This is a genomic window from Yoonia sp., assembly GCF_030731595.1.
Lineage (GTDB): Bacteria > Pseudomonadota > Alphaproteobacteria > Rhodobacterales > Rhodobacteraceae > Yoonia.
Genome location: NZ_JANQTS010000107.1, coordinates 14,624 through 35,675, shown reverse-complemented (window position 1 = coordinate 35,675; position 21,052 = coordinate 14,624). Strand labels below are relative to the sequence as shown.

Here is a 21,052-nt window from a genome sequence, read left to right as displayed (position 1 = left end):
CGTGATCTGGTTCTCGCGCACCCGCCCCAAGACAATCGAGGTTTGATATGCGCCTGAGACTGGTTCGCGATAATACAACAATCGATTTCTTCAGCCGGGCCCGCATCTGGCTGGGCATCTCGATGATCATGATGGTTGTGGCACTTGCGTCATTCCTGATCCAGGGCCTGAACTACGGCATCGACTTTCAGGGCGGGACAAGCATCCGCGCGCAATCTGAAACGCCTGTGGATGTCGCACAGTATCGCGCGGCGCTTGAACCGCTGGGTCTGGGCGACGTATCAATCGCAGAGGTCTTTGACCCGACCTTTGACGAAAACCAGCATGTCGCGATGGTCCGTATACAGGCCCAAGAGGGTGACGAGCGGATCGCAACAGAAACGATCGAGGCGGTGCAGGCTGCATTGCAGACGATTGATCCCGCGATGACCTTTCCATCGATCGAATCCGTTGGTCCAAAGGTTTCGGGCGAGTTGATACAGACCGCCATTATCGCGGTGGCCCTCGCGGTCCTCGCGATCCTGCTTTACATCTGGATGCGGTTCGAGTGGCAGTTTGCCATCGGTGCCGTCGTGGCACTGGCCCATGACGTTATCCTGACCATCGGGATTTTTTCGGAACTGCAAATCAAGTTCGATCTGGCCATTATCGCGGCTTTGCTGACCATCGTGGGGTATTCCATCAACGACACCGTGATCGTCTTTGACCGTGTGCGCGAGAACCTGCGCAAGTACAAACAAAAGGACCTCAAAGAGGTGCTGAACCTGTCGATCAACGAAACGCTCAGCCGGACGCTGATGACATCGGGAACCACATTGATTGCCCTGATCGCGCTGTTTGCATTGGGTGGCGATGTGATCCGGGGATTTGTTTTCGCGATGATTTGGGGTGTCGTGGTCGGGACCTATTCGTCGATCTTTGTGGCCTCGACGATCCTGCTTGTGCTGGGTGTCAAACGCGACTGGTCCAAGAAAGACCCAAGTGCCGGCACGAAATACGGACATCTCGACACCTGAAAAGGGACGATCCATGCGCCTGAACGAAATCTCCTATAACGACGCGGTTCCGATCGACGGCTATGGTCCCGGGTTTTTCCGGGTTGGCGGCAAGCGCATTGACGGTGCGATTGTCGTGCTGCCCTCCGGGGTAAGCATTTGGGGCGGGTTTGACGACACTGCCACGTTGCTGGCGCAGGTCGATGCCATTGACGTTTTGTTCGTCGGCACCGGTGCCGAGATCGCGCATCCGCCAAAAGATTTCCGCGCCACGCTGGAAGAGGCGGGGATCGGGGTCGAGACGATGGCCTCGCCCGCAGCCTGTCGCACATACAACGTCCTGCTGTCAGAGGGCCGCCGCGTTGCCGTTGCCCTGCTGCCTGTCTGAATGTTGCGCGTCCAGAACCTGACCTGCGCCCGTGGCGGGCTGCCCGTGCTGGCGGACGTGAGCTTTGAAGTGGCTGCCGGAGAGGTGTTGATCCTGCGCGGCCCCAACGGGATTGGTAAAACGACGCTCTTGCGCACCTTGGCGGGGCTGCAACCCGCGATCAGCGGTGAGGTCAGCTATCCCGACGATGAAGGCGCCTATGCCAGTCACGCCGACGGCATCAAGACCGCGCTGACCGTGACCGAGAACCTGACATTCTGGGCCGATGTGCACGGGGCCGCCTTGCCAGCCGATATTCTGGAAACCTTTGATCTGGCCGATCTGCGTGATCGTTTGGGCGGCACGCTTTCGGCGGGGCAAAAGCGCAGGCTGGGGCTGGCGCGGCTGGGGGTGATCGGGCGCAAGGTGCTGTTTCTGGACGAACCGACCGTGTCGCTGGACCGGTTTTCGGTGAAACTCTTTGCGGATTGGTTGCAGAACCGGCATCTGGCGGCGGGTGGCCTTGCGGTGATTGCCACGCATATCGACCTTGGGTTTCCCGCACCCGAACTGGATCTGACCCCCTTCAAGGCAAGCCTTGATACGGGCGGCGGCACGGATGAGGCGTTCTTGTGATTGCGCTTTTGCTGCGGGACCTGCGTTTGGCGATCCGCGCAGGCGGCGGTTTCGGGCTGGGGCTTGCGTTCTTTCTGATCGTTGTTGTGCTTGTCCCCTTCGGGGTCGGGCCAGAGACAGCGCTTCTCTCGCGCATCGCCCCCGGGATCTTGTGGGTGGCCTCGCTGCTTGCGGCCTTGCTGTCGCTCGACCGGATATTTGCGCTGGATTACGAGGATGGGTCGCTTGCGCTGCTTGCGACATCGCCCTTGCCGCTGGAAGGGGCCGCGCTGATGAAGGCGCTGGCGCATTGGGTCACGACGGGCCTGCCGCTGACCTTGGTGGCACCCGCACTTGGGTTCCTGCTCAGCCTCGCGCCGGAGGCTTACGCCTATCTGCTGATCTCTTTGCTGATAGGTACGCCGGCACTGTCGATGATCGGGACTTTCGGGGCGGCCCTGACCGTGGGCCTGCGCCGTGGCGGGCTTTTGTTGTCGCTGCTGGTGCTGCCGCTTTACGTGCCGACCCTGATTTTCGGGGCAGAGGCCGTGCGGCGTGGCGCCGAAGGATTGGACCCCACCGGCGCGCTGATGCTGATGGCGGGGATCACGGCGGGGTCTTTTGCGCTCTTGCCTTTTGCGACTGCGGCTGTCTTACGCATCAATCTGCGGTGATCGGGGATTGAGGGTCGCAATGGGGAAGGATACATAAACGCCATGTCGATGTGGGAATACGCAAATCCGAAAAAGTTTATGGGCTGGACCCGGCCTGTGCTGCCGTGGACCTTTGCCATTGCGGGCCTGTGTCTGGTCATCGGCCTGATCTGGGGGTTTTTCTTTACCCCCGATGATTTCCGGCAGGGATCGACGGTCAAGATCATCTATCTGCATGTGCCATCGGCGCTGATGGCGATCAACGCATGGATCATGATGCTGGTGGCCTCGCTGATCTGGGTGGTGCGGCGGCACCATGTCTCGGCCCTTGCGGCCCGCGCCGCGGCCCCTGTTGGCGTTGTCTTCACGCTGATCGCGCTGTTCACCGGTGGCATCTGGGGGCAGCCCATGTGGGGGACCTATTGGGCATGGGACCCGCGCCTGACCTCGTTCCTGATCCTGTTTTTGTTCTACCTGGGCTATATCGCCCTGTGGGAAGCGATCGAGGACCCCGATACCGCTGCTGACCTGACTTCTGTGCTTTGCATGGTCGGGTCGGTCTTTGCGATCCTGTCGCGCTACGCCGTCCTGTTCTGGAACCAAGGGCTGCACCAAGGGGCGTCGCTGTCGCTGGACAAGGAAGAGAACGTGGCGGACGTGTTCTGGTATCCGCTTTTGGTTTGTATCGCGGGGTTTGTGCTGCTGTTCGTGGCATTGGTCCTGATGCGGACCCGTACCGAAATTCGTGCCCGCCGTATCCGGGCCTTGGAAGCGAGGGCGCGCCGTGCCTGATTTGGGAAGTTACGCGGTCGAGGTGATCTCGGCCTACGTGGTCAGCATTGTACTCTTGCTTGCCATCGTCGCCTTGAGCTGGCGGCGCTATGTCCGCGTGCGGGCGGCCTTGGATGAGATCGAGAAGAATGGCTAAGATATCCCCTCTGATGATCCTGCCACCTGCGATTTTTGCGGCCTTTGCAGGGCTGGCACTGGCGGGTATGCTGCGTGACAATCCTGATGAACTCCGCTCGACATTTGTCGGAAACCAGGCGCCTGCGGTGCCTGTCGAGGCCGTGCAGGGGACCATGCAACTGACGGACGCCGACTTGCGGTCGGGCGAAATCACTTTGGTGAATTTCTGGGCCAGCTGGTGCCCGCCGTGCCGGGCCGAGCATCCTATTCTTCTTGATCTTGAGGCGCAGGGCTTTCGCATCGCTGGTGTGAATTTCCGCGATCAGCAGGATCAGGCGTCAGAGTATCTGACAAATTACGACGACCCATTCTTCGCCACAGGGTTCGACCTGCGGGGCAGGGTGGCGATTGACTGGGGCGTGACCGCGCCGCCGGAGACTTTCATCGTGGATGGGGACGGGACAGTCCTGTTCCGCTTTGTCGGGCCGCTGGTGGGGTCGGACTACGAGCAGCGGTTCTTGCCGGAATTGGCGAAAGCGATGGAATGATGTGTTGGGGCGAACCCTGACCTACACCAGATACAAAAAGCCCAGTCGGTTGACTGGGCTTTTTTCTTTTCACATGGGGTGTGGCTTAAGACGCTTTGGCCAAATTCCGCAGCACATAGTGCAGCACGCCGCCGTTTTCGATGTATTCGATCTCGACTGCGGTATCGATCCGGCACTTCACGGTGATCTCTTTGACCGACCCGTCGGCCATTGTGATCTTGGCGGTCATCTCTTGCAGCGGCTTGACCGCGTCCAGACCTTCGATAGTCACAGTTTCTTCCCCGGTCAGGCCCAGTGTTTTGCGGGTGTCGCCGCCGGTGAATTCGAAGGGAACAACGCCCATGCCAACAAGGTTGGAGCGGTGGATACGTTCAAAGCTTTCCGCGATCACGGCCTTGACGCCCAAGAGCGCTGTGCCTTTGGCAGCCCAGTCGCGCGAGGAGCCGGCGCCGTACTGTTCGCCCGCAAAGATCACCAGCGGGGTGCCTGCGTCCTGATAGGCCATGGCTGCGTCAAAGATCGAAGTCTGACCGCCATCAGGGCCTTTGGTATAGCCCCCTTCGACGCCGTCCAGCATCTCGTTCTTGATGCGGATATTGGCGAATGTGCCGCGCATCATGACCTCGTGGTTGCCGCGACGCGATCCGTAAGAGTTGAATTCGCGCACAGGCACCTGCCGTTCGATCAGGTATTGACCGGCGGGGGTGGTGTCTTTGAACGAACCAGCAGGCGAAATGTGGTCGGTGGTGACCATGTCGCCCAGAACAGCCAGAACCTTGGCGTTTTCGACGTTCTTGATCGTGCCTGCGTCCTTTGACATGCCTTTGAAGTAGGGCGGGTTCTGCACGTAGGTCGACGTAGCGGGCCAGTTGTAGGTCTCGCTGTCCACAGTTTCGACCGCCTGCCACTTTTCGTCGCCTTTGAAGACGTCGGCGTATTTGCTGATGAACGCCTCGCGGGTCACGGTTTTCTCGACCAAGGCGTTGATCTCGGCGTTGGTTGGCCAGATGTCACGCAGGAAGACGTCATTGCCGTTCTGGTCTTGGCCCAGTGGATCCTTGGTGATGTCGATGTTCATGTCACCGGCCAGCGCATAGGCCACGACCAGCGGTGGAGAGGCCAGATAGTTGGCGCGCACGTCGGGCGAAATGCGCCCTTCGAAGTTGCGGTTGCCCGACAGGACCGAAGTCGCGATCAGATCACCGGTTGCGATGGCGTCGGACAGTTCTTTCTGGATCGGGCCAGAGTTGCCGATGCAGGTGGTGCAACCGTAACCCACAAGGTTGAACCCGATCTTGTCGAGGTCTTCTTGCAGGCCAGCGGCCTCCAGATACTCGCTGACCACTTGTGATCCGGGGGCCAGCGACGTCTTGACCCAAGGTTTGCGGGTCAGGCCCAAGGCGGCGGCTTTGCGCGCCACAAGACCTGCGCCGATCATCACATAAGGGTTGGATGTGTTGGTGCAGGATGTGATCGAGGCGATCACAATAGAGCCGTCGTGCAAGGTGTAATCCTCGCCCTCGACCTTTTGGCTTTTGTGATGCCCTTCGTTGCCCGGAATTTGGTGCGGGGCGACAGGGCCACCTTCGGATGTCATGTCGGCCTTGTCTGCGGCGGGGGCGGATTTCTCTGCACGCTGCCCCTTGATGTAGGCGCCAAAGGCTTTTGCCGCATCTGTCAGTGCCACAAAGTCCTGTGGCCGCTTTGGTCCTGAAATCGCAGGCACGATAGTGCCCATGTCGAGGTGCAGGGTGTCGGTGTAAACCGGCGCATAGCTGGCATCGCGCCAGAAGCCGTTTTCCTTGGCATAGGCTTCGACCAGTGCGATCCGGTCTTCGTCGCGGCCTGTGTTACGCAGGTAGCGCAGGGTTTCGTTGTCGATCGGGAAAAAGCCGCAGGTCGCACCGTATTCGGGGGCCATGTTGGCGATCGTCGCACGGTCGGCCAGTGGCAGGACGTCCAGACCCGCGCCGTAGAATTCGACGAATTTGCCCACAACGCCCAGCTTGCGCAGCATTTCCACGACTTTCAGCACAAGGTCGGTGCCGGTGGTGCCTTCGACCATCTGGCCTGTCAGCTCAAAGCCGACGACCTCGGGAATCAGCATAGACACAGGCTGGCCCAGCATCGCGGCTTCGGCTTCGATCCCGCCGACGCCCCAGCCCAGAACGGCAAGGCCGTTGACCATGGTGGTGTGGCTGTCCGTGCCGACCAGCGTATCGGGGTAGGCCACGGTTTCGCCGTTCTGGTCTTTGTCGGTCCAGACGGTTTGCGCGAGATACTCAAGGTTCACCTGATGGCAGATACCTGTGCCCGGTGGCACAACGCGGAAATTGTTGAACGCGCCTTGGCCCCATTTCAGGAACTGGTAGCGTTCCATGTTCCGCTCGTATTCGCGGTCCACGTTCATCTGGAACGCACGCGGGTTGCCGAATTCGTCGATCATGACCGAGTGGTCGATGACCAGATCGACAGGGTTCAACGGGTTGATCTGCTGGGCATCCCCACCAAGGGCCACGATGCCGTCGCGCATGGCAGCAAGGTCAACCACGGCGGGCACGCCGGTGAAATCCTGCATCAGTACGCGGGCGGGGCGGTAGGCGATTTCGCGGGGGTTCTGGCCGCCGTTATCGGCCCATGTCGAGAAGGCCTTGATGTCATCGACAGAGACTGAAAACCCGCCATCTTCGAACCGCAGAAGATTCTCTAAAACCACTTTCAACGCAGCGGGCAGCTTGGAAAAGTCGCCCAAACCTGCGGCCTCTGCTGCGGGGATCGAATAATAGGCAACTGTCTGATCACCGACGGTGAGCGTTTTGCGGGTCTTGGCTGTGTCTTTGCCGACTGTGATTGTCATGGCGATCCCTTTCGTGGCTGCTGTTGAGCAAGGCTCTTAAGGGGCTTTTGCCCGATGCCGCAAAGGCAATCAAGAGGGTGGACCGTATTTTTGTATACCATTGCACACAATTTCGATCACATCTGGTCAGACGGCTGAAACATTCTTAACATAACCCTCTCGATTGGTTGATTGGTCATTTCAGTCAAAGCTGACTAGACCGATTGAACAATAGCAAACGCGGGACCTGTCATGCGCTTATTCATCACTGTTCTTTCATTCCTTGGGATGCTGCATGCGACGCAAGTCATGGCGCAGGATGGTCCAGTGGTCGTCGAGCTTTATACATCGCAAGGTTGCTCGTCCTGCCCGCCTGCGGATGAGATGCTTGCTGATTTGGCCAAGCGTGACGGTGTGATCGCATTGGCACTGCATGTGGACTATTGGGACTATATCGGCTGGAAAGACAGCTTTGGTCGGCCTGAGAACACAGCGCGCCAGCACGCCTATGCCCATGCGGCAAATGCGACAACGGTCTATACCCCGCAGATGATCATCGGAGGCGTGGATCACGTGATCGGATCACGCCCGATGCAGGTGATGGATACGGTGCAAGCGCATAGCCGGCAGGGCAATCCGTTCGACGTGACGCTTGTCCGTCGGGGCGGTGATGTGACCATCACTGCACCCCCCGGTCCGCGTGGTGACTATCTGGTGCAATTGGTACGCTATATTCCTGAAGAGACGGTCGCGATCGGGCGCGGGGAAAACGCTGGCCGGAGCCTCACCTACGCCAATATCGTGACGTCATGGGATGTCATCGGGCGTTGGGATGGACGGTCGGCTCTTACGCTTCAGGCGCCTGCCGCGGGCAACAATCCGGTGGTTGTCATCGTCCAGCAGGCGACCCACGGGCCAATCGTTGGTGCTGCTGAACTGCGCTAGCTGCGTTTTCCATCTTTCCATCGGCGATGGATCCAGAACCATTGCGCGGGATGGCGCGCGATCTGGGCTTCAAGCCTTGCGTTCATTTCGATCATCATGTCGCGTGGCGTGCCAAGGCTGATGGGTGCCTCGACCTCGACAGCGAAAGACACCCCATCCGCGAGGCGCAGCCCGAAATAGGGGATGACAAGCGCATCAAGTTTCAGGGCGATTTCAGCCGCCGAAATTGAGGTGCGCGCCGGATGCCCCATAAAGGGAATCGTCATGCCGGGCGCGGAAACATCATAGAGCAGGGTTCCCATACCGCCGCCCCGCAGGTGACGCAGAAACCCCATCGTGCCACGCCGGCCTTGGGCAAAGACAGGTCCGCCCCAAGAGGTCATGGTTTTGGCGTAGTGATCATTAAAGTAGGCGTTCTGCATCGGGCGATAAAGGCCGCCGATGGTATGGCCCATGGCCGTCAGCACCTGACGGGGGGCTTCGTGATTGCCGAAATGGCCGGTGACAAAAATCACAGGGCGCTTTGCCTTGGCTGCTTGCTCTAGCGCCGCCAGACCTGCGCCCGTGGGTGTGGTATGGGAAAGGTTTTTGCCGAAATCCCGCCAGGAATAATTCTCGATCAAGGTGCGACCAAAGTTGTCACAACAAGCCTCTGCAAGTTGTCGGCGCTCAATGACACCCATCTGGGGATAAATCAGAGCAAGGTTTTCCTCGGCCCTTTTGCGATAGCCTGCCAACGGTCCGATGGCGCGGCGCAAGGCACTGCCCATCATTGGCACGCGGGTGCCATAAGGAAGGCGCAGCATTGTTGCGATGAGGCCACGCAAAGCGCGGTCGGCAAGCCAGTCTGCCCGCGTGCCTTCTGGGGGGGCTTCTGTCGTCACACAGCGTCCGGTGATTTGGCCTTGCCAGTGCCGATCATGCTGTCACGTGTCACCAGCTTTGCAAGGTCTTCGGGGCTCCAGCCGTCGGTCCCCTCGGGGCGCGCGGGAATGACGATGTAGCGCATATCGGCGGTGCTATCGTGCACGCGGACTGTGGTTGTTGCGGGCAGGTTCAGCCCGAATTCGGCCAAGACCTTGCGGGGCTCTTTCACCGTCCGCGAGCGGTAGGCGCGGGATTTGTACCAATCCGGCGGCAGGCCCAGCAGATTGCGCGGATAGCATGAACACAGGGTGCAGACGATGACGTTGTGTTCGGTTTCGGTGTTTTCCAGCGCGATCAGCTTCATTGGTCCGATGTCAAAGCCCATCGCGCGACTGGCCGCACTCGCATCGTCGCGCAACGCACGGCGAAAATCTGGGTCTGTCCAGGCGCGAGCGACCACGGCTGCCCCGTTTGCGGGGCTGCGTGCATCCATTGTGTCAATCTGTGCGCTGATCTCTTCGGCGGTGGTCACCCCTTTTTCGACCAGCAACTCGCGGACCGCGATTTCCATCTGCTGCCAATAGGTTAGCGGGTGATCGTCATCCGCGCGGTAAGGGTGACCGGAGGGCGACAGGTGGTCGTGGTGATCATGTGGCATGCGGGGCCTTTGCCGGTTCAAGCCAGTGGCTGTAGATTTCAGCGTCTATCGTATCGTCGGGGTTGGCGGCGTCGGCGCCCCAGACTTCCGCCATGGAAAAGCGGATGCGCAGCAGCGGGAGCGGTTTGCCCGCATGGCGATAGGCCAGCTCTTCAGGGTTGGGGAAGGGGCCAAGCGTCCGTTCGACCCGGCCGGTCTTGCCGCGCAGATAAGATGGCGTGCGGACATGGCCGGGGGGCATATCGGCGCGGACGCGCATGTATCGGGCGCTATCCACTTGCGGCCTCGCCATAGGTCGCACCCCTTGCGGCGACCTCTGTCATGCGTTGGGCCAGTTCGGCGGTGGTGTAAATGCCCGCCTCGATCAGGTTTTGGTTTATGGAAGCAATCCAGCGCTCATAATAGGTCATGGTTTCAAAGGCCTCCGGCCCCATGTCCTCGAGCACCCGGCGCAGGCCATCAACTGTGAAATGCCCCTTGGAAGAGGCGATCACCATCAAGGCATCAACCCGCTTTTCCCAAAGCGCAAAATCATGCTGATCGGTAGGAACGGGGCCCGCTGCGGTGCCGCCCATATCATGCCAGCGGCGGCCATCGAATGTATTCGTCTTCTGTGTCATGGAGGACAAGATAAAGCATTTCGACGGGCAGGTTAATCATAATTCGTGTCGATAGCGCCGTTGTTTACGCCTCTTCTTCGCCGGCTTCTTCGGGGTCGATCAGCGTGATCACGCCGCCATCCACCATTTCGCGTATGGCTTTCGTGACGGCAGCCATTGCCGCCTCTGCATCTGATTTCTTGATGCGCCCGCGTTCCTCTGCATCTTCGCGCAACTGGCCGGCCATGCGTTGCGATACGCTGCTGAGGATGAATTCGGCCGAAGCAACCAGCGCGTCATCGCCTGCCAGACCAGCGGCAATGGCGGTTGTCAGCACCTCTGCATCAACGCTGCGGATGCAGTTGGGAATATCGGTGGGTTTCACCCGTGGTGCGATGTCTTTGAACGTAAAGATTGCCTTGCGCACATCGCTGGCAAAAACGGGATCTTTGCTACCCAGACCGGCAAGCACATCCTCGCGGGTGTCGGTCGGCGTTGAATTCAGAATGGCGCCAAGTCGCTGGACCGGGGCCTTTTCAAAGGCAAGATGGCGTGGGCGACCATAGTCTTGGGCCAGTGCGGCCCCGATGCGCCGCACAGCATCCGGCGAGATGCCAGCGGTCAATGACATCGCATATGTGATTCGCCGCGCATGTTCGCCGGGTGTCTTCGAAAGTATCTCTGCTGCCTTGGAAACGGGCAGTTTGGACAATGTGACAGCGCAGACCTCAATGCTTTCGGCCTGCATGATGGCAAGAAGCCGCTCATTGTCGAGGGCTGCGATGGTGGGCCAGTGATCCCCGTTTCGGACGCTGGACAGTTGACTGCGCAAGCGGTCCGCCAATGCCGGACTAAGATAATCGGCCAATGCAAGCACCGCCCCATCCCGGGTTCCCGGCGCCGTCAAACCGATCGCTTCAAGTTCGGCAGCAAATTCTTCGGCCACTGCGGATACGGTTTCCCGATCCACAAGACGTATGGCGCCCAGTTCATCGGCGAGTGTTTCTTGCAAAGCTTCGGGGAGTTGTCCCAGTGAAAGGCTGCCGCCATCACCAATGAGCATTTGCACCACCATCGCGGCCTTGCGACGACGGGTCAATGCGGCAGAGGGAGCTGAAGTTGTTTGAAAATCCATGCGGCATTTCTAGCAGCGTGGACGTAAAGATAAGGTTATGAACCGTCGATCAAGAGCCGGGATGCGTGACCATAATCGACAGTTTTTTAAGCTGAACGATGGTTTCCGGTGTCAACAGCGCCTGATCCGCTGTGAAATCATGCAGACGGGTTATGTCAGCCTCTAACTGGGCGATTTCGGCATCCGAGAATTCGCTGTCTGCCTTGGCAAATCCGCAAATGCTCCGGCTGTCGTCGGAAACGGCCGTGATCACCACACCATAGGGCATCCCGAACTCTGCTGCTTGGGTCATGACACCGGCCGGATCCTCAAGGTCTGACCAGCGCGAACTTCCGACGTGCTCGAATCCCCAAGCCACCATCGGATCTGACATGATCAGGCCACGGCTAGAATAATGGTCGAGCCAAGCCTTGGAGTAAGTTTGAAACATGAATCGCGGCGTCGTATACTCAATGTGTAAACCGAGCGCATAGCCTGTCGGGGCCTGCTTATTGAGAGATCCGAGAATTTCACTTATCTCTAGTTGGGTGGCCGGCATGAATCTTTACTCGCTTTGCGGTTGCCAAGTGTGAAAATATTCCAATACTGCTACGTAAAGCACTGATCGTTCTATCTTAGGGCGAAGGTTTGCTCAGCAACAAGAGCTTTGTGAATGTAAGTGCTATTTGAGGTAGTTTGATGTCGCAACTCATAGGACCTGACGAGATTGGGCAGCTTGCCCCGTCTGGCTACTACGTGGCCCTCAGGATCGGATTTGCCTTTCCTATGGAAGAGGTGAATGCGTTCCCCTCTGACTGGATCAGTCACTACACCAAACAGCGATTTATGCTTTTTGATCCGGTGGTTAGATGGGCCTATAGCAATGTTGGCACTGTCCGCTGGAGTGAGATTCCGCTGGATGATCCCAAGCGCATTATTGCGCAAGCCCAGACTTTTGGCATGCGCTACGGGGTGACAATTTCGGTTTTCGACAGTGGTGCCGACGCGCAACGTTCATTTGCGTCATTCACGCGCGCAGATCGCGAATTTACGACCCTCGAAACCAAGCTTTTACATGCTTATTTGATGCGCAGGCATGGTGAAACGGCTCCGCCGACGAATCTGACAAAGGCCGAACTGGAAGCCTTGGGCATGGTGAAAGATGGCAAGCGGCTCAAGGAAATCGCTTTTGACCTAAACGTCAGTGAAGGTGCCGTGAAACAGCGGCTCAAGAATGCAAAGCTGAAATTAGGTGCCAAAACCGGCACACAAGCGGCGGCATTGGCCAGTCAATATGGTCTAATCTAAGACATCTTAAGTCTTTTTTTCTTTCTTACGAACAATTACAGCTAAATTGTTACGATTTTCGTAACATAGGAACTGGTGATGGTGGGGCCCATAACCATAGTCGAATACAATCAGAGGGACGCAAATGGAGAATATCACTTTCAACCTTACGGAGTTGCATAAACACGGAACCGCGTTTTTCGAGTTTCTGGCGTTGCGCAAACAGTTCTTTGTCGATCAGCTTGGCTGGGACATCCCGCATGATGATGATGTGGAGATGGACCAATATGACAACCCTAAAGCGTATTACTCGCTGGTCTTGCGTGACGGGAAGGTCATCGGTGGCATGCGTGCCATGGCAACAACGGCCCAGTGGGGGGCGCATACGTACATGTTGCGTGATGCTGTTGATGGAAAGCTGATCGGGATCCCGGCCGACATCATTCCGCAGGCAGAGGTGACGCCCAACATCTGGGAAGCAACCCGTGTTGTGATCTCGGATACCGTGACGACGCAGGCTGATCGCGCCGAGTGTCTGTCGCTTGTGCTGGACGGGGTGGTGAGACAAGCCCGTGCGCATGGAGCGACAGAGATCATTGCGCTCTGCCCGCCGGTTTTTGCACGGACGCTGCGGCAGCTGGGCTTTCCCGCCAAGATTATCGGCCAGCCCTATGTCAATCTGCATGACGAACGCCGCTATGTTGCGATGAGCATGCCAGCGGTGTGTCGCAAAGCTGCTGTCGAGCCGAGGCCAAGCCTGCCACATACGCCCAAAGCGACGCATATGATGCCGCAGCAGGCAGTGCACGCCCCGTCAAAGATATGACATAAGCGTTCTTCCTAAAAGGGCCGTTGCCTTATCGTTGCAGGTGCTCGGTCCTCACGCCCCCTCGTGCGTTCCAAAGACGCGCGCAAAAATTGTATCAACGTTTTTCATGTGATACCCCAGATCGAATTTCTCTTCGATCTCTGCGGGAGAGAGTGCGCCCAAAACTTCGCTGTCTGCCAACAGTTCGGTTTTGAAATCGGCGCCTTTCTCCCAAACTTTCATCGCATTGCGCTGCACCATCTTATAGGCGTCTTCGCGGTTCACGCCCGCCTGGGTCAGGGCCAGCAAGACCCGCTGCGACATGATCAGTCCGCGAAACTTATTCATGTTGGCCAGCATGTTATCGGGGTAGATGACTAATTTTTCGATAACACCTGCCAGACGATGCAACGCAAAATCGAGCGTAATCGTCGTGTCGGGACCAATCGCGCGTTCAACCGACGAGTGGCTGATGTCACGTTCATGCCAAAGGGCGACGTTTTCCATCGCAGGAACCACCGACATGCGCACCAAACGCGCAAGGCCCGTCAGGTTTTCGGTCAGCACCGGATTGCGCTTGTGCGGCATCGCCGACGAACCCTTTTGGCCGGCGGAAAAGAATTCTTCGGCTTCCAGCACTTCGGTCCGTTGCATGTGCCGTATCTCGATTGCGATATTTTCGATGCTGGAGGCGATGACACCAAGGGTCGCAAAGAACATCGCGTGGCGATCGCGGGGAATGACCTGGGTGCTGATTGGCTCCGGTGTCAGGCCAAGCTGGGCGCAGACGTGTTCTTCGACAGAGGGGTCGATATTGGCAAAGGTCCCGACAGCGCCAGAGATGGCACCGGTTGCGATTTCCGCGCGGGCATTCACAAGGCGGGCACGGCCCCGGTCCATTTCCGCGTAAAAGCGGGCAAAGGTCAGCCCCATCGTCGTGGGTTCGGCGTGGATCCCGTGGCTGCGCCCGATGCGCACCGTGTCTTTGTGTTCAAAGGCGCGGGTTTTCAGGGCCGCCAGCACACGGTCCATCCCTGCGATCAGGATATCGGAGGCGCGCACCAGTTGGACGTTGAAGGTCGTATCCAGCACATCCGAGGAGGTCATGCCTTGGTGGACAAAACGTGCATCTTCGGACCCGATGTGTTCGGCAAGGTGCGTCAGGAAGGCGATGACGTCATGTTTGGTGACCGCTTCGATTTCGTCGATCCGCGCCACGTCGAATTCCACGTCTTTGGCTTTCCAGACCGCTTCGGCGTTTTCTTTGGGGATGACGCCGATGGCGGCTTGGGCGTCACAGGCGTGCGCCTCGATCTCGTACCAGATGCGGAACTTGGTTGCGGGCTCCCAGATGGCGGTCATTTCAGGACGGGAATAACGGGGGATCATGGGCAGCACCTTTATCTGGGGGTGGGCAGAAACTTTCCCCCGCGTCATAAGGGGGTGGGCGCGAACCCTCAAGGGTGCGCGGGGCGCAACTGAGGACAATTGCACGCATATGACGGTCACGGCGCAGGATTTTGCAGGCGAATGGGTGCTGGAGCGCACCATCAAGGACAATCTGCATGGGCAGGACGGGACTCTGGTCGGGCAGGCGGCGTTCAAGGCAACCGATACCAGCCACCTGATCTATGAAGAAAACGGGACGCTGACCCTGCAATCAGGGGTGAGTCTGGCCGCGTCGCGACGGTATCTGTGGGAATTTGCGGGCGAGGCCGTTGTTGTTACCTTTGACGATGGGCGACCGTTTCACCAGTTTGTTCCGTCGGGACACGCCGCGGGAACGGATCACCCGTGTGGCGATGATTTTTATACGGTGCGCTATGATTTCACCGCGTGGCCCCGTTGGGTGGCAGTCTGGACGGTGATCGGGCCACGCAAGGATTATGTATCGACATCAGTCTACTTGCGCCGCGACACCGCATCGGCAATAAAACCGTAACGGAATTCATAATAGGGGAGAGCGGCACATGGCCCTCGTTCGCAACGACATGGTTCTAACCGAGGCTTTCGGGCCTTCCGAGGGAACTGCACTGCGCGTCAAGCAAGTGCTGATGGTGGTTTTGGGGATTGTAGCCCTGTCGATCTTGGCCAAGGTCAAAATCCCGATGTGGCCTGTCCCGATCACGATGGGCACATTTGCGGTTCTGACCATCGGCGCCACTTACGGCCCGCGCTTGGGCCTTGCGACCATCCTTGGTTACATGATCATCGGCGCCCTAGGCTTTGACGTCTTTGCAGGTTCATCCGCTGAAACTGCGGGTCTGACCTATATGATGGGCGGCACAGGCGGCTATCTGGTGGGCTATGTGCTCGCGACTTTGGCGCTTGGCTATGCGGCCCGCGCTGGCTGGGACCGGTCAGTTGTGCTGATGGCTGTTGCGCTGCTGATCGCGAACGCGCTGATCTATTTGCCCGGCGTCGCTTGGTTGAGTGTGCTTTACGGAAATGGCCTTGCATGGGCGGTAGAGGTCGGTGTGACACCTTTCCTGATCGGCGACGCGCTCAAGCTGGGCCTTGCGGCGCTGCTGGTGCCCGGCCTTTGGAAGCTGATCGGCGACGCGCGCAAGTAAGGCGCAGCATCCTGCGAGACTTGAAAAAGGCGCTGCGTCACGCAGCGCCTTTTTGCGTTAAGCCAGTACCGTTTTCACGGTTGATGACCGTTCCAGCGTGCGGTGGACAGGGCATTTGTCAGCGATCTCCAGCAAACGTGTGCGTTGCTCTTCGGTCAGATCACCTTCGAGATGGACCACCCGATCAAAGTGATCGACCTTCGCGCCGGGGTCGGCGGCATCTGCGGCGTGTTCCTTGGCGTGTGTGATGTCGACGCTGACGCCTGTCAGCGGCCAGCCCTTGCGCCGCGCATACATGCGGATGGTCATCGAGGTGCAAGCCCCAAGCCCCGCTGCCACAAAACCGTAGGGGCTGAGCCCTTTGTTGGTACCGCCGAATTTGACGGGCTCATCGGCCAGCGCGTGATGCGGACCGGATTGTACGTCTTGCAGGAACCCGTCTGCATCCGCCTCGGTCACACGCAGCACGCCTTCGGGCACCTCTGCGGTATGGGCGGGTGTGTCGAGTTTCAGATAGCGCTTGGCCCAGACCGCGATCACGTCGGCGGCGTATTCGGCATCGGCGGCGCGGCTGATCAGATGGTCGGCATCATCCAGCGTGACAAAGCTTTTGGGGTGCTTTGCAGCCATGAAAATCGCGGCTGCATTGTCGATCCCGACGGTCGCATCAAGCGGCGCATGCAAGACAAGCAGGGCCGCCCCCAGTTTCGCGATAGAGGCGGTCAGTTCCGATTGCGATATATCTTCGACAAAGCCCTTGCCGATGCGGAAGGGCCTGCCGCCCAGCGACACCTCGGCCACGCCCTTGTTGATGATCTCGGGGATCGCATGGGCGAAGTTGTGGGTCACATGGGCCGGATCGAAAGGTGCGCCGATGGTAACCACCGCCTTGACGTGATCCATCAGCGGCACGGCCTTCAGGACCGCAGCCCCGCCCAGCGAATGGCCGATCACAAGCGCCGGCGGCATACCGCGCGCATCGAGCGCGTGATAGGCGGCCATCAGATCATCGACGTTTGAGGTGAAGCTGGTGTTCTCGAACTCGCCCTTTGAATGTCCGAGCCCGGTGAAGTCAAACCGCAGCACAGCGATGCCCATCGACGCCAGACGTGCCGCGATCCGGCGGGCGGCGGTGATGTCTTTGGAGCAGGTAAAGCAATGCGCAAAAAGGGCTGTTGCCAGATGCGGGCCATTGGGCAGATCAAGCCGCGCGGCAAGCATGTCGCCTGCGTGGCCTTCAAACGTGAGTTTTTCGGTGGGCATGAACCGGGCCTCTCAATGAACTGGCCCCAGACATGGCCCGCCCACGAGAAATGAACAACCCACCTTCCCACAAGATCGCGTCAAGGTGAGGCTTGTTACGATTCCCTAATGACCCATCAAGGCCGGATCATGCGGATATTTGGTCAGGTTTTCGTAACCGTCTTCGGTGATCAGCACCTGATCCTCCAGTTTGATCGAGAAATCACCACCTTCGGGGCTGATCAGGGCCTCGACGCAAAGCGTCATGCCGGGTTCGAGCGTGTAGTCAAAGGCACCCGGGACCATCTGGTCGGGGTAGGCGACCAGTGGCCATTCATCGCACAGACCCACGCCATGCATCAGGCAACCGTATTTCAGTTTCTGATATTTGTCAGGCAAGACATGGGTGTTGCGGCTGAGGTCCTCGATCGAGACTCCGGGTTTGAGCATCTCCATATTGTGCCGGATATGTTCGACCCCGATTTGCATCGCCTCGATCATGTCAGGGCGGGGCTTATGGTCGCCGATCCACCATGTCCGGCTGATGTCGATGCAGATACCGTAGGCGCCGATCAGGTCGGTGTCGAAGGCCACGATCTCGTTGTTATGGACAATCCGCCCGCCACATTCCTGAAACCACGGGTTTGTGCGCGGCCCTGAGGCCAGCAGGCGCGTTTCGATCCATTCGCCACCCCGCCGTATGTTTTCGGCATGGAGCACCGCCCAAATATCATCTTCGGACATGTTTCCGCCCGGCACGCCTTTGCGGGCAGCATCTTCCATTGCGGCACAGGCAGCCTCGCAGGCGTGACTGGCGCAGCGCATGGCAAGGATTTCGTCGGGACCTTTGATGCTGCGGGCCTTTTCGGTCAGTTCTTCGCCGGGCTCTACGGCAAAGCCCACCGCCTCGAGCGCGCGCAAGCCGTGGAGCATCACCTTGTCAACGCCAAGGCGCATGTTGCCGCCGCTGTGCTCGCGGATCAGATCACGGACTTCGTTGGCGAATTTATCTGCTGCCGGTTGCAGCTTGTCACCGCGATCGAAATAGAACAGATCCGCACCGGACCGTTGTTCGGCCACCAGCGGGTTGAATTTGGACAGGAACATCGCGTTCTTGTAATCCCAGACCACCATATAGCCATCGGCGCAGACCAGACAGGCGCGGAACGGGTTATGGGTGTTCCACAGCTGCATATTCGTGCTGTCGGTGGCATAGCGGATATTGAGCGGGTCGAACATCAGGATGCCGCCATAGGCGCGGGCATTCACTGCATCGGTCAGCCGCTTGTGCCGGAAAGCGCGCATGGCGGGCAAGTTGGGTAGTTGGAGGCCCGCGGCCTGCCATTCGGCAAAGGCCAGTTGGGTCGGCCCGATTTCGACACGGTCCTGATCGTTGGGGGTGCCATCGGCAAGGGTCGCGCCGCGTGTGGGGTCGATCTTGCGGGTGTCGCGGTAGTGGGTGTTCATGGTGTGCCCTCTGTTTGCACCAGTTGACGCCCTGAGACAGCTGGCTGTCTGGACAAAAAGCGACATGCAAAAGGGTCGGATTCGGTGCCGGTTCAGACGGCCACGCACAACGAAAAAGCCCCGCCAGATTGCTCTGACGGGGCTTTGGTTTTTCCAACTGTGCTTAGCAGCTATAGTACATTTTGTACTCGACCGGGTGCGGTGTGTGCTCGTAGGCGTAAACCTCTTCCCACTTCAGCTCCATGTAGCCTTCCAACTGGGATTTGGTGAAGACGTCACCGGCCAGCAGGAATTCGTGATCGGCTTCGAGTTCTTCGAGCGCTTCACGCAAAGAGCCACAAACAGTCGGGATCGCTGCCAGTTCTTCTGGTGGCAGATCGTAAAGGTCTTTGTCCGAAGATGGACCCGGATCGATCTTGTTCTTGATACCGTCAAGGCCAGCCATCAGCAGGGCTGCGAAAGCCAGATAGGGGTTGGCTGCCGGATCGGGGAAGCGGGCCTCGACGCGCTTTGCCTTGGGGCTTTCGGCCCATGGGATACGGACGCAACCCGACCGGTTGCGTGCCGAGTAGGCGCGCAGAACAGGGGCCTCAAAGCCCGGGATCAGGCGCTTGTAGCTGTTGGTCGACGGGTTGGTGATCGCGTTCAGCGCCTTGGCGTGCTTGAGGATACCGCCAATGAAGTAGAGCGCTTCTTGGCTGAGGTCCGCATATTTGTCGCCCGCAAAGAGCGGCTTGCCGTCTTTCCAGATCGACATGTTCACGTGCATGCCGGTGCCGTTGTCGCCGGCGATCGGCTTTGGCATGAAGGTGGCCGATTTGCCGTAGGCTTGGGCGACGTTGTGGATCACGTATTTGTACTTCTGGATTTCGTCTGCTTGATGGGTCAGCGTGCCGAAAATCAGGCCCAGTTCGTGCTGGCAAGACGCCACTTCGTGGTGGTGCTTGTCGACCTTCATGCCCATCCGCTTCATGGTGGACAGCATTTCGGACCGCATTTCCTGCGCGTCGTCGATCGGGTTCACAGGGAAGTAGCCGCCCTTGATGCCGGGGCGGTGGCCTGTGTTGCCCATTTCGTATTCTGTGTCGGTGTTCCATGCGCCGTCGAGCGCATCGACCTGATAGGACACTTTGTTCATCGACACCTGAAAGCGGACATCGTCAAAAACGAAGAATTCCGCTTCGGGGCCGAAATAGGCCGCATCGCCGATACCGGAGGCCTTGAGGTATTCCTCGGCTTTGACGGCTGTGCCGCGCGGGTCGCGGTCGTAGGGTTCCATCGTGTCGGGTTCGACGATGTTGCAGTTAATGCAAACAGTCTTTTCCGCATAGAAAGGATCGACATAGGCGGTATCGGCCTGTGGCATCAGTTTCATGTCGGACTGGTCGATTGATTTCCAGCCAGCGATCGAAGAACCGTCGAACATGAAGCCTTCTTCAAGGAAGTCTTCGTCGACCAGATCAGCGACCACGGTCACATGCTGGAGTTTGCCGCGCGGGTCGGTGAAGCGGATATCGACATAATCGGCTTCCTCGTCTTTGATCAGTTTCAGAACAGCTTTGTTGTCCATCAGGTGTTACCTTTCTTACGTATCGGTTTTGTGTTGGCCCGTTCCGGAACTGCCCGGAACCCCATATTTCCAGCAAGAGGACCCGGATATGATCCGAGGCGGGACATTCTTTGCGTCAGAGTGCTTCGTCGCCGGTTTCCCCGGTTCTGATGCGAATGGCTTGCTCGACAGGCGAAACGAAAATCTTGCCATCGCCAATCTTGTCTGTCTTTGCGGCAGCGATGATCGCTTCGATCGCGCCCTCGACCTGATCGTCGGCCAAGACGACCTCGATCTTAACCTTTGGCAGGAAATCAACGACGTATTCCGCGCCGCGATAGAGTTCTGTATGGCCTTTCTGACGGCCAAAACCCTTTACCTCTACGACGGAAAGACCCTGTACACCTACTTCTTGCAAGGCTTCTTTCACTTCGTCGAGTTTGAATGGTTTGATGATCGCTTCGATTTTTTTCATCGCTCCGCGACTCCCCCTTTGGTGTTTCGTCTGTGGTGAGACCATTTCTCTTGCATATGAACAATTCGTGGCGGAACTTGATCGCAAGCTGGCTGGGTGAAAGACTATGTGTTGCTTAAAATTTATGCAACTTGTGTGTTTCGCGGGCTATTTGCAAACTTGAGGCGCTAAATCCGTGACCGAACTGCTGACTGCCGCCCAAATGCGCGCCATCGAACACGCTGCGATTGCATCGGGCGCGGTGACGGGGCTCGAGTTGATGGAGCGCGCAGGGCGTGGCGTTGTGGAGGCGATTTTCGCGCAATGGCCGGAGCTCGCGCCTGATGCTGGGTTGGCCGGGGGCCAGCCCCCAGACCCCCGGGATATTTCTGCTCAAAAGAAGGAACGCCTTCGCGCCGTTGTCTTGTGCGGGCCGGGGAACAATGGCGGGGACGGGTTTGTCGTTGCACGGCTGTTGAAAGAGGCAGGGTGGGATGTCGAGGTGTTTCTGTATGGGGAGGCCGAGAGGCTGCCGCCGGATGCGAAGGTGAATTATGAGCGGTGGA

At 58.5% G+C, this 21,052-nt stretch carries 25 protein-coding genes; 13 read left to right on the top strand and 12 right to left on the bottom strand.

What is annotated here, in order from left to right; translation table 11 throughout:
* The first annotated feature begins 47 nt into the window (after window positions 1–47).
* Genes secF through NWQ23_RS13595 form a run of 7 tightly spaced genes read left to right on the top strand, consistent with a single transcriptional unit; the run spans window position 48 to window position 4,087 of the window.
* Window positions 48–1,016 carry a protein translocase subunit SecF gene (gene secF / locus NWQ23_RS13625; RefSeq protein WP_306166929.1) on the top strand — a complete coding sequence of 323 codons (969 nt, stop codon included), beginning with the start codon at window positions 48–50 and terminating at the stop codon, window positions 1,014–1,016.
* Between the two features lie 13 nt (window positions 1,017–1,029).
* The gene (locus tag NWQ23_RS13620) at window positions 1,030–1,383 is read left to right on the top strand and encodes an Mth938-like domain-containing protein (protein WP_306166928.1); all 354 of its coding nucleotides are present in this window, start codon (window positions 1,030–1,032) and stop codon (window positions 1,381–1,383) included.
* The gene (gene ccmA / locus NWQ23_RS13615) at window positions 1,384–1,998 is read left to right on the top strand and encodes a heme ABC exporter ATP-binding protein CcmA (protein WP_306166927.1); all 615 of its coding nucleotides are present in this window, start codon (window positions 1,384–1,386) and stop codon (window positions 1,996–1,998) included.
* Entirely contained in the window at window positions 1,995–2,651 is a 657-nt protein-coding gene (ccmB, locus tag NWQ23_RS13610) for a heme exporter protein CcmB (RefSeq protein WP_306166926.1), read from the top strand. The genes ccmA and ccmB overlap by 4 nt, the downstream gene beginning before the upstream one ends.
* A gap of 42 nt (window positions 2,652–2,693) precedes the next feature.
* Window positions 2,694–3,422, top strand: coding sequence for a heme ABC transporter permease (locus NWQ23_RS13605; RefSeq protein ID WP_306166925.1), 729 nt, complete (start codon window positions 2,694–2,696; stop codon window positions 3,420–3,422).
* A complete protein-coding gene (ccmD, locus tag NWQ23_RS13600) occupies window positions 3,415–3,558 on the top strand; it encodes a heme exporter protein CcmD (protein WP_306166924.1) in 144 nt (47 codons plus the stop codon). Before NWQ23_RS13605 ends, ccmD begins: the two co-directional genes overlap by 8 nt.
* A complete protein-coding gene (locus NWQ23_RS13595) occupies window positions 3,551–4,087 on the top strand; it encodes a DsbE family thiol:disulfide interchange protein (RefSeq protein ID WP_306166923.1) in 537 nt (178 codons plus the stop codon). The genes ccmD and NWQ23_RS13595 overlap by 8 nt, the downstream gene beginning before the upstream one ends.
* An 85-nt stretch (window positions 4,088–4,172) precedes the next feature.
* Here NWQ23_RS13595 and acnA read toward each other — a convergent pair whose 3' ends face one another.
* Window positions 4,173–6,944 carry an aconitate hydratase AcnA gene (gene acnA, locus NWQ23_RS13590; protein WP_306166921.1) on the bottom strand — a complete coding sequence of 924 codons (2,772 nt, stop codon included), beginning with the start codon at window positions 6,942–6,944 and terminating at the stop codon, window positions 4,173–4,175.
* 231 nt (window positions 6,945–7,175) lie between these two features.
* Here acnA and NWQ23_RS13585 point away from each other — a divergent pair, with 231 nt between their 5' ends.
* A complete protein-coding gene (locus NWQ23_RS13585) occupies window positions 7,176–7,868 on the top strand; it encodes a thioredoxin family protein (protein ID WP_306166920.1) in 693 nt (230 codons plus the stop codon).
* On the opposite strand, the gene NWQ23_RS13580 is transcribed toward NWQ23_RS13585, so the two are convergent.
* The 6 genes from NWQ23_RS13580 to NWQ23_RS13555 form a co-directional block, all read right to left on the bottom strand.
* The gene (locus tag NWQ23_RS13580; RefSeq protein ID WP_306166919.1) at window positions 7,865–8,674 is read right to left on the bottom strand and encodes a lysophospholipid acyltransferase family protein; all 810 of its coding nucleotides are present in this window, start codon (window positions 8,672–8,674) and stop codon (window positions 7,865–7,867) included. The two genes, NWQ23_RS13585 and NWQ23_RS13580, sit on opposite strands and share 4 nt — an antisense overlap.
* A 74-nt stretch (window positions 8,675–8,748) precedes the next feature.
* On the bottom strand, window positions 8,749–9,393 hold the full coding sequence (gene nthA, locus NWQ23_RS13575; protein ID WP_306166918.1) for a nitrile hydratase subunit alpha: 645 nt from the start codon (window positions 9,391–9,393) through the stop codon (window positions 8,749–8,751).
* Window positions 9,383–9,685: an SH3-like domain-containing protein gene (locus NWQ23_RS13570; protein WP_306166917.1), complete on the bottom strand. Its 303-nt coding sequence runs from the start codon at window positions 9,683–9,685 to the stop codon at window positions 9,383–9,385. The genes nthA and NWQ23_RS13570 overlap by 11 nt, the downstream gene beginning before the upstream one ends.
* A complete protein-coding gene (locus NWQ23_RS13565; protein WP_372340137.1) occupies window positions 9,663–9,968 on the bottom strand; it encodes a ScnB-like protein in 306 nt (101 codons plus the stop codon). Before NWQ23_RS13565 ends, NWQ23_RS13570 begins: the two co-directional genes overlap by 23 nt.
* Window positions 9,969–10,077: 109 nt before the next feature.
* A complete protein-coding gene (locus NWQ23_RS13560; protein ID WP_306166915.1) occupies window positions 10,078–11,127 on the bottom strand; it encodes a FliG C-terminal domain-containing protein in 1,050 nt (349 codons plus the stop codon).
* A gap of 49 nt (window positions 11,128–11,176) precedes the next feature.
* A complete protein-coding gene (locus tag NWQ23_RS13555; protein WP_306166914.1) occupies window positions 11,177–11,557 on the bottom strand; it encodes an autoinducer binding domain-containing protein in 381 nt (126 codons plus the stop codon).
* Window positions 11,558–11,805: 248 nt separating this feature from the next.
* Between NWQ23_RS13555 and NWQ23_RS13550 the strand changes: the two genes are divergently transcribed.
* Together NWQ23_RS13550 and NWQ23_RS13545 are read left to right on the top strand one after the other, a co-directional pair.
* Window positions 11,806–12,414 (top strand): autoinducer binding domain-containing protein, encoded by a 609-nt coding sequence (locus tag NWQ23_RS13550; RefSeq protein WP_306166913.1) that lies wholly within the window; start codon window positions 11,806–11,808, stop codon window positions 12,412–12,414.
* Between the two features lie 124 nt (window positions 12,415–12,538).
* Complete coding sequence (locus NWQ23_RS13545) at window positions 12,539–13,219, top strand: acyl-homoserine-lactone synthase (protein ID WP_306166912.1); 681 nt, start codon at window positions 12,539–12,541, stop codon at window positions 13,217–13,219.
* A gap of 54 nt (window positions 13,220–13,273) precedes the next feature.
* Here the strand turns inward: NWQ23_RS13545 and purB are convergent, their stop codons facing one another.
* Complete coding sequence (purB, locus tag NWQ23_RS13540) at window positions 13,274–14,590, bottom strand: adenylosuccinate lyase (protein WP_306166911.1); 1,317 nt, start codon at window positions 14,588–14,590, stop codon at window positions 13,274–13,276.
* Window positions 14,591–14,699: 109 nt separating this feature from the next.
* On the opposite strand from purB, the gene NWQ23_RS13535 reads away from it, so the two are divergent.
* Together NWQ23_RS13535 and NWQ23_RS13530 are read left to right on the top strand one after the other, a co-directional pair.
* Window positions 14,700–15,143, top strand: a complete 444-nt coding sequence (locus NWQ23_RS13535) for a DUF6314 family protein (RefSeq protein ID WP_306166910.1) — start codon at window positions 14,700–14,702, stop codon at window positions 15,141–15,143.
* A 28-nt stretch (window positions 15,144–15,171) separates the two neighbouring features.
* Window positions 15,172–15,774, top strand: coding sequence for a biotin transporter BioY (locus NWQ23_RS13530; RefSeq protein ID WP_306166909.1), 603 nt, complete (start codon window positions 15,172–15,174; stop codon window positions 15,772–15,774).
* Between the two features lie 57 nt (window positions 15,775–15,831).
* Here the strand turns inward: NWQ23_RS13530 and NWQ23_RS13525 are convergent, their stop codons facing one another.
* From NWQ23_RS13525 to NWQ23_RS13510, 4 genes are all read right to left on the bottom strand, one after another.
* Entirely contained in the window at window positions 15,832–17,037 is a 1,206-nt protein-coding gene (locus NWQ23_RS13525; RefSeq protein WP_306166908.1) for a bifunctional alpha/beta hydrolase/OsmC family protein, read from the bottom strand.
* Between the two features lie 105 nt (window positions 17,038–17,142).
* On the bottom strand, window positions 17,143–18,483 hold the full coding sequence (dddP, locus tag NWQ23_RS13520; protein WP_306166907.1) for a dimethylsulfonioproprionate lyase DddP: 1,341 nt from the start codon (window positions 18,481–18,483) through the stop codon (window positions 17,143–17,145).
* A gap of 163 nt (window positions 18,484–18,646) precedes the next feature.
* On the bottom strand, window positions 18,647–20,053 hold the full coding sequence (gene glnA, locus NWQ23_RS13515; RefSeq protein ID WP_306166906.1) for a type I glutamate--ammonia ligase: 1,407 nt from the start codon (window positions 20,051–20,053) through the stop codon (window positions 18,647–18,649).
* Between the two features lie 115 nt (window positions 20,054–20,168).
* The gene (locus NWQ23_RS13510) at window positions 20,169–20,507 is read right to left on the bottom strand and encodes a P-II family nitrogen regulator (protein ID WP_306166905.1); all 339 of its coding nucleotides are present in this window, start codon (window positions 20,505–20,507) and stop codon (window positions 20,169–20,171) included.
* A 175-nt stretch (window positions 20,508–20,682) separates the two neighbouring features.
* Here NWQ23_RS13510 and NWQ23_RS13505 point away from each other — a divergent pair.
* Window positions 20,683–21,052: NAD(P)H-hydrate epimerase (locus NWQ23_RS13505; RefSeq protein ID WP_306166904.1), on the top strand; the 370-nt coding region annotated here is incomplete at its 3' end.

Excerpts from the sequence above, each read along its gene's own strand:
- NWQ23_RS13620 (WP_306166928.1), top strand. The coding sequence starts at position 1,030 with ATGCGCCTGAACGAAATCTCCTATAACGACGCGGTTCCGATCGACGGC.
- ccmA (WP_306166927.1), top strand. The coding sequence starts at position 1,384 with ATGTTGCGCGTCCAGAACCTGACCTGCGCCCGTGGCGGGCTGCCCGTG.
- NWQ23_RS13565 (WP_372340137.1), bottom strand. The coding sequence starts at position 9,968 with ATGGGCGGCACCGCAGCGGGCCCCGTTCCTACCGATCAGCATGATTTT.
- NWQ23_RS13560 (WP_306166915.1), bottom strand. The coding sequence starts at position 11,127 with ATGGATTTTCAAACAACTTCAGCTCCCTCTGCCGCATTGACCCGTCGT.
- NWQ23_RS13535 (WP_306166910.1), top strand. The coding sequence starts at position 14,700 with ATGACGGTCACGGCGCAGGATTTTGCAGGCGAATGGGTGCTGGAGCGC.
- nthA (WP_306166918.1), bottom strand. The coding sequence starts at position 9,393 with ATGCCACATGATCACCACGACCACCTGTCGCCCTCCGGTCACCCTTAC.
- dddP (WP_306166907.1), bottom strand. The coding sequence starts at position 18,483 with ATGAACACCCACTACCGCGACACCCGCAAGATCGACCCCACACGCGGC.
- NWQ23_RS13555 (WP_306166914.1), bottom strand. The coding sequence starts at position 11,557 with ATGTTTCAAACTTACTCCAAGGCTTGGCTCGACCATTATTCTAGCCGT.
- NWQ23_RS13585 (WP_306166920.1), top strand. The coding sequence starts at position 7,176 with ATGCGCTTATTCATCACTGTTCTTTCATTCCTTGGGATGCTGCATGCG.
- NWQ23_RS13580 (WP_306166919.1), bottom strand. The coding sequence starts at position 8,674 with ATGCTGCGCCTTCCTTATGGCACCCGCGTGCCAATGATGGGCAGTGCC.
- NWQ23_RS13605 (WP_306166925.1), top strand. The coding sequence starts at position 2,694 with ATGTCGATGTGGGAATACGCAAATCCGAAAAAGTTTATGGGCTGGACC.
- NWQ23_RS13595 (WP_306166923.1), top strand. The coding sequence starts at position 3,551 with ATGGCTAAGATATCCCCTCTGATGATCCTGCCACCTGCGATTTTTGCG.
- acnA (WP_306166921.1), bottom strand. The coding sequence starts at position 6,944 with ATGACAATCACAGTCGGCAAAGACACAGCCAAGACCCGCAAAACGCTC.
- NWQ23_RS13545 (WP_306166912.1), top strand. The coding sequence starts at position 12,539 with ATGGAGAATATCACTTTCAACCTTACGGAGTTGCATAAACACGGAACC.
- purB (WP_306166911.1), bottom strand. The coding sequence starts at position 14,590 with ATGATCCCCCGTTATTCCCGTCCTGAAATGACCGCCATCTGGGAGCCC.
- NWQ23_RS13550 (WP_306166913.1), top strand. The coding sequence starts at position 11,806 with ATGTCGCAACTCATAGGACCTGACGAGATTGGGCAGCTTGCCCCGTCT.
- NWQ23_RS13530 (WP_306166909.1), top strand. The coding sequence starts at position 15,172 with ATGGCCCTCGTTCGCAACGACATGGTTCTAACCGAGGCTTTCGGGCCT.
- NWQ23_RS13570 (WP_306166917.1), bottom strand. The coding sequence starts at position 9,685 with ATGGCGAGGCCGCAAGTGGATAGCGCCCGATACATGCGCGTCCGCGCC.
- NWQ23_RS13525 (WP_306166908.1), bottom strand. The coding sequence starts at position 17,037 with ATGCCCACCGAAAAACTCACGTTTGAAGGCCACGCAGGCGACATGCTT.
- NWQ23_RS13510 (WP_306166905.1), bottom strand. The coding sequence starts at position 20,507 with ATGAAAAAAATCGAAGCGATCATCAAACCATTCAAACTCGACGAAGTG.
- secF (WP_306166929.1), top strand. The coding sequence starts at position 48 with ATGCGCCTGAGACTGGTTCGCGATAATACAACAATCGATTTCTTCAGC.
- glnA (WP_306166906.1), bottom strand. The coding sequence starts at position 20,053 with ATGGACAACAAAGCTGTTCTGAAACTGATCAAAGACGAGGAAGCCGAT.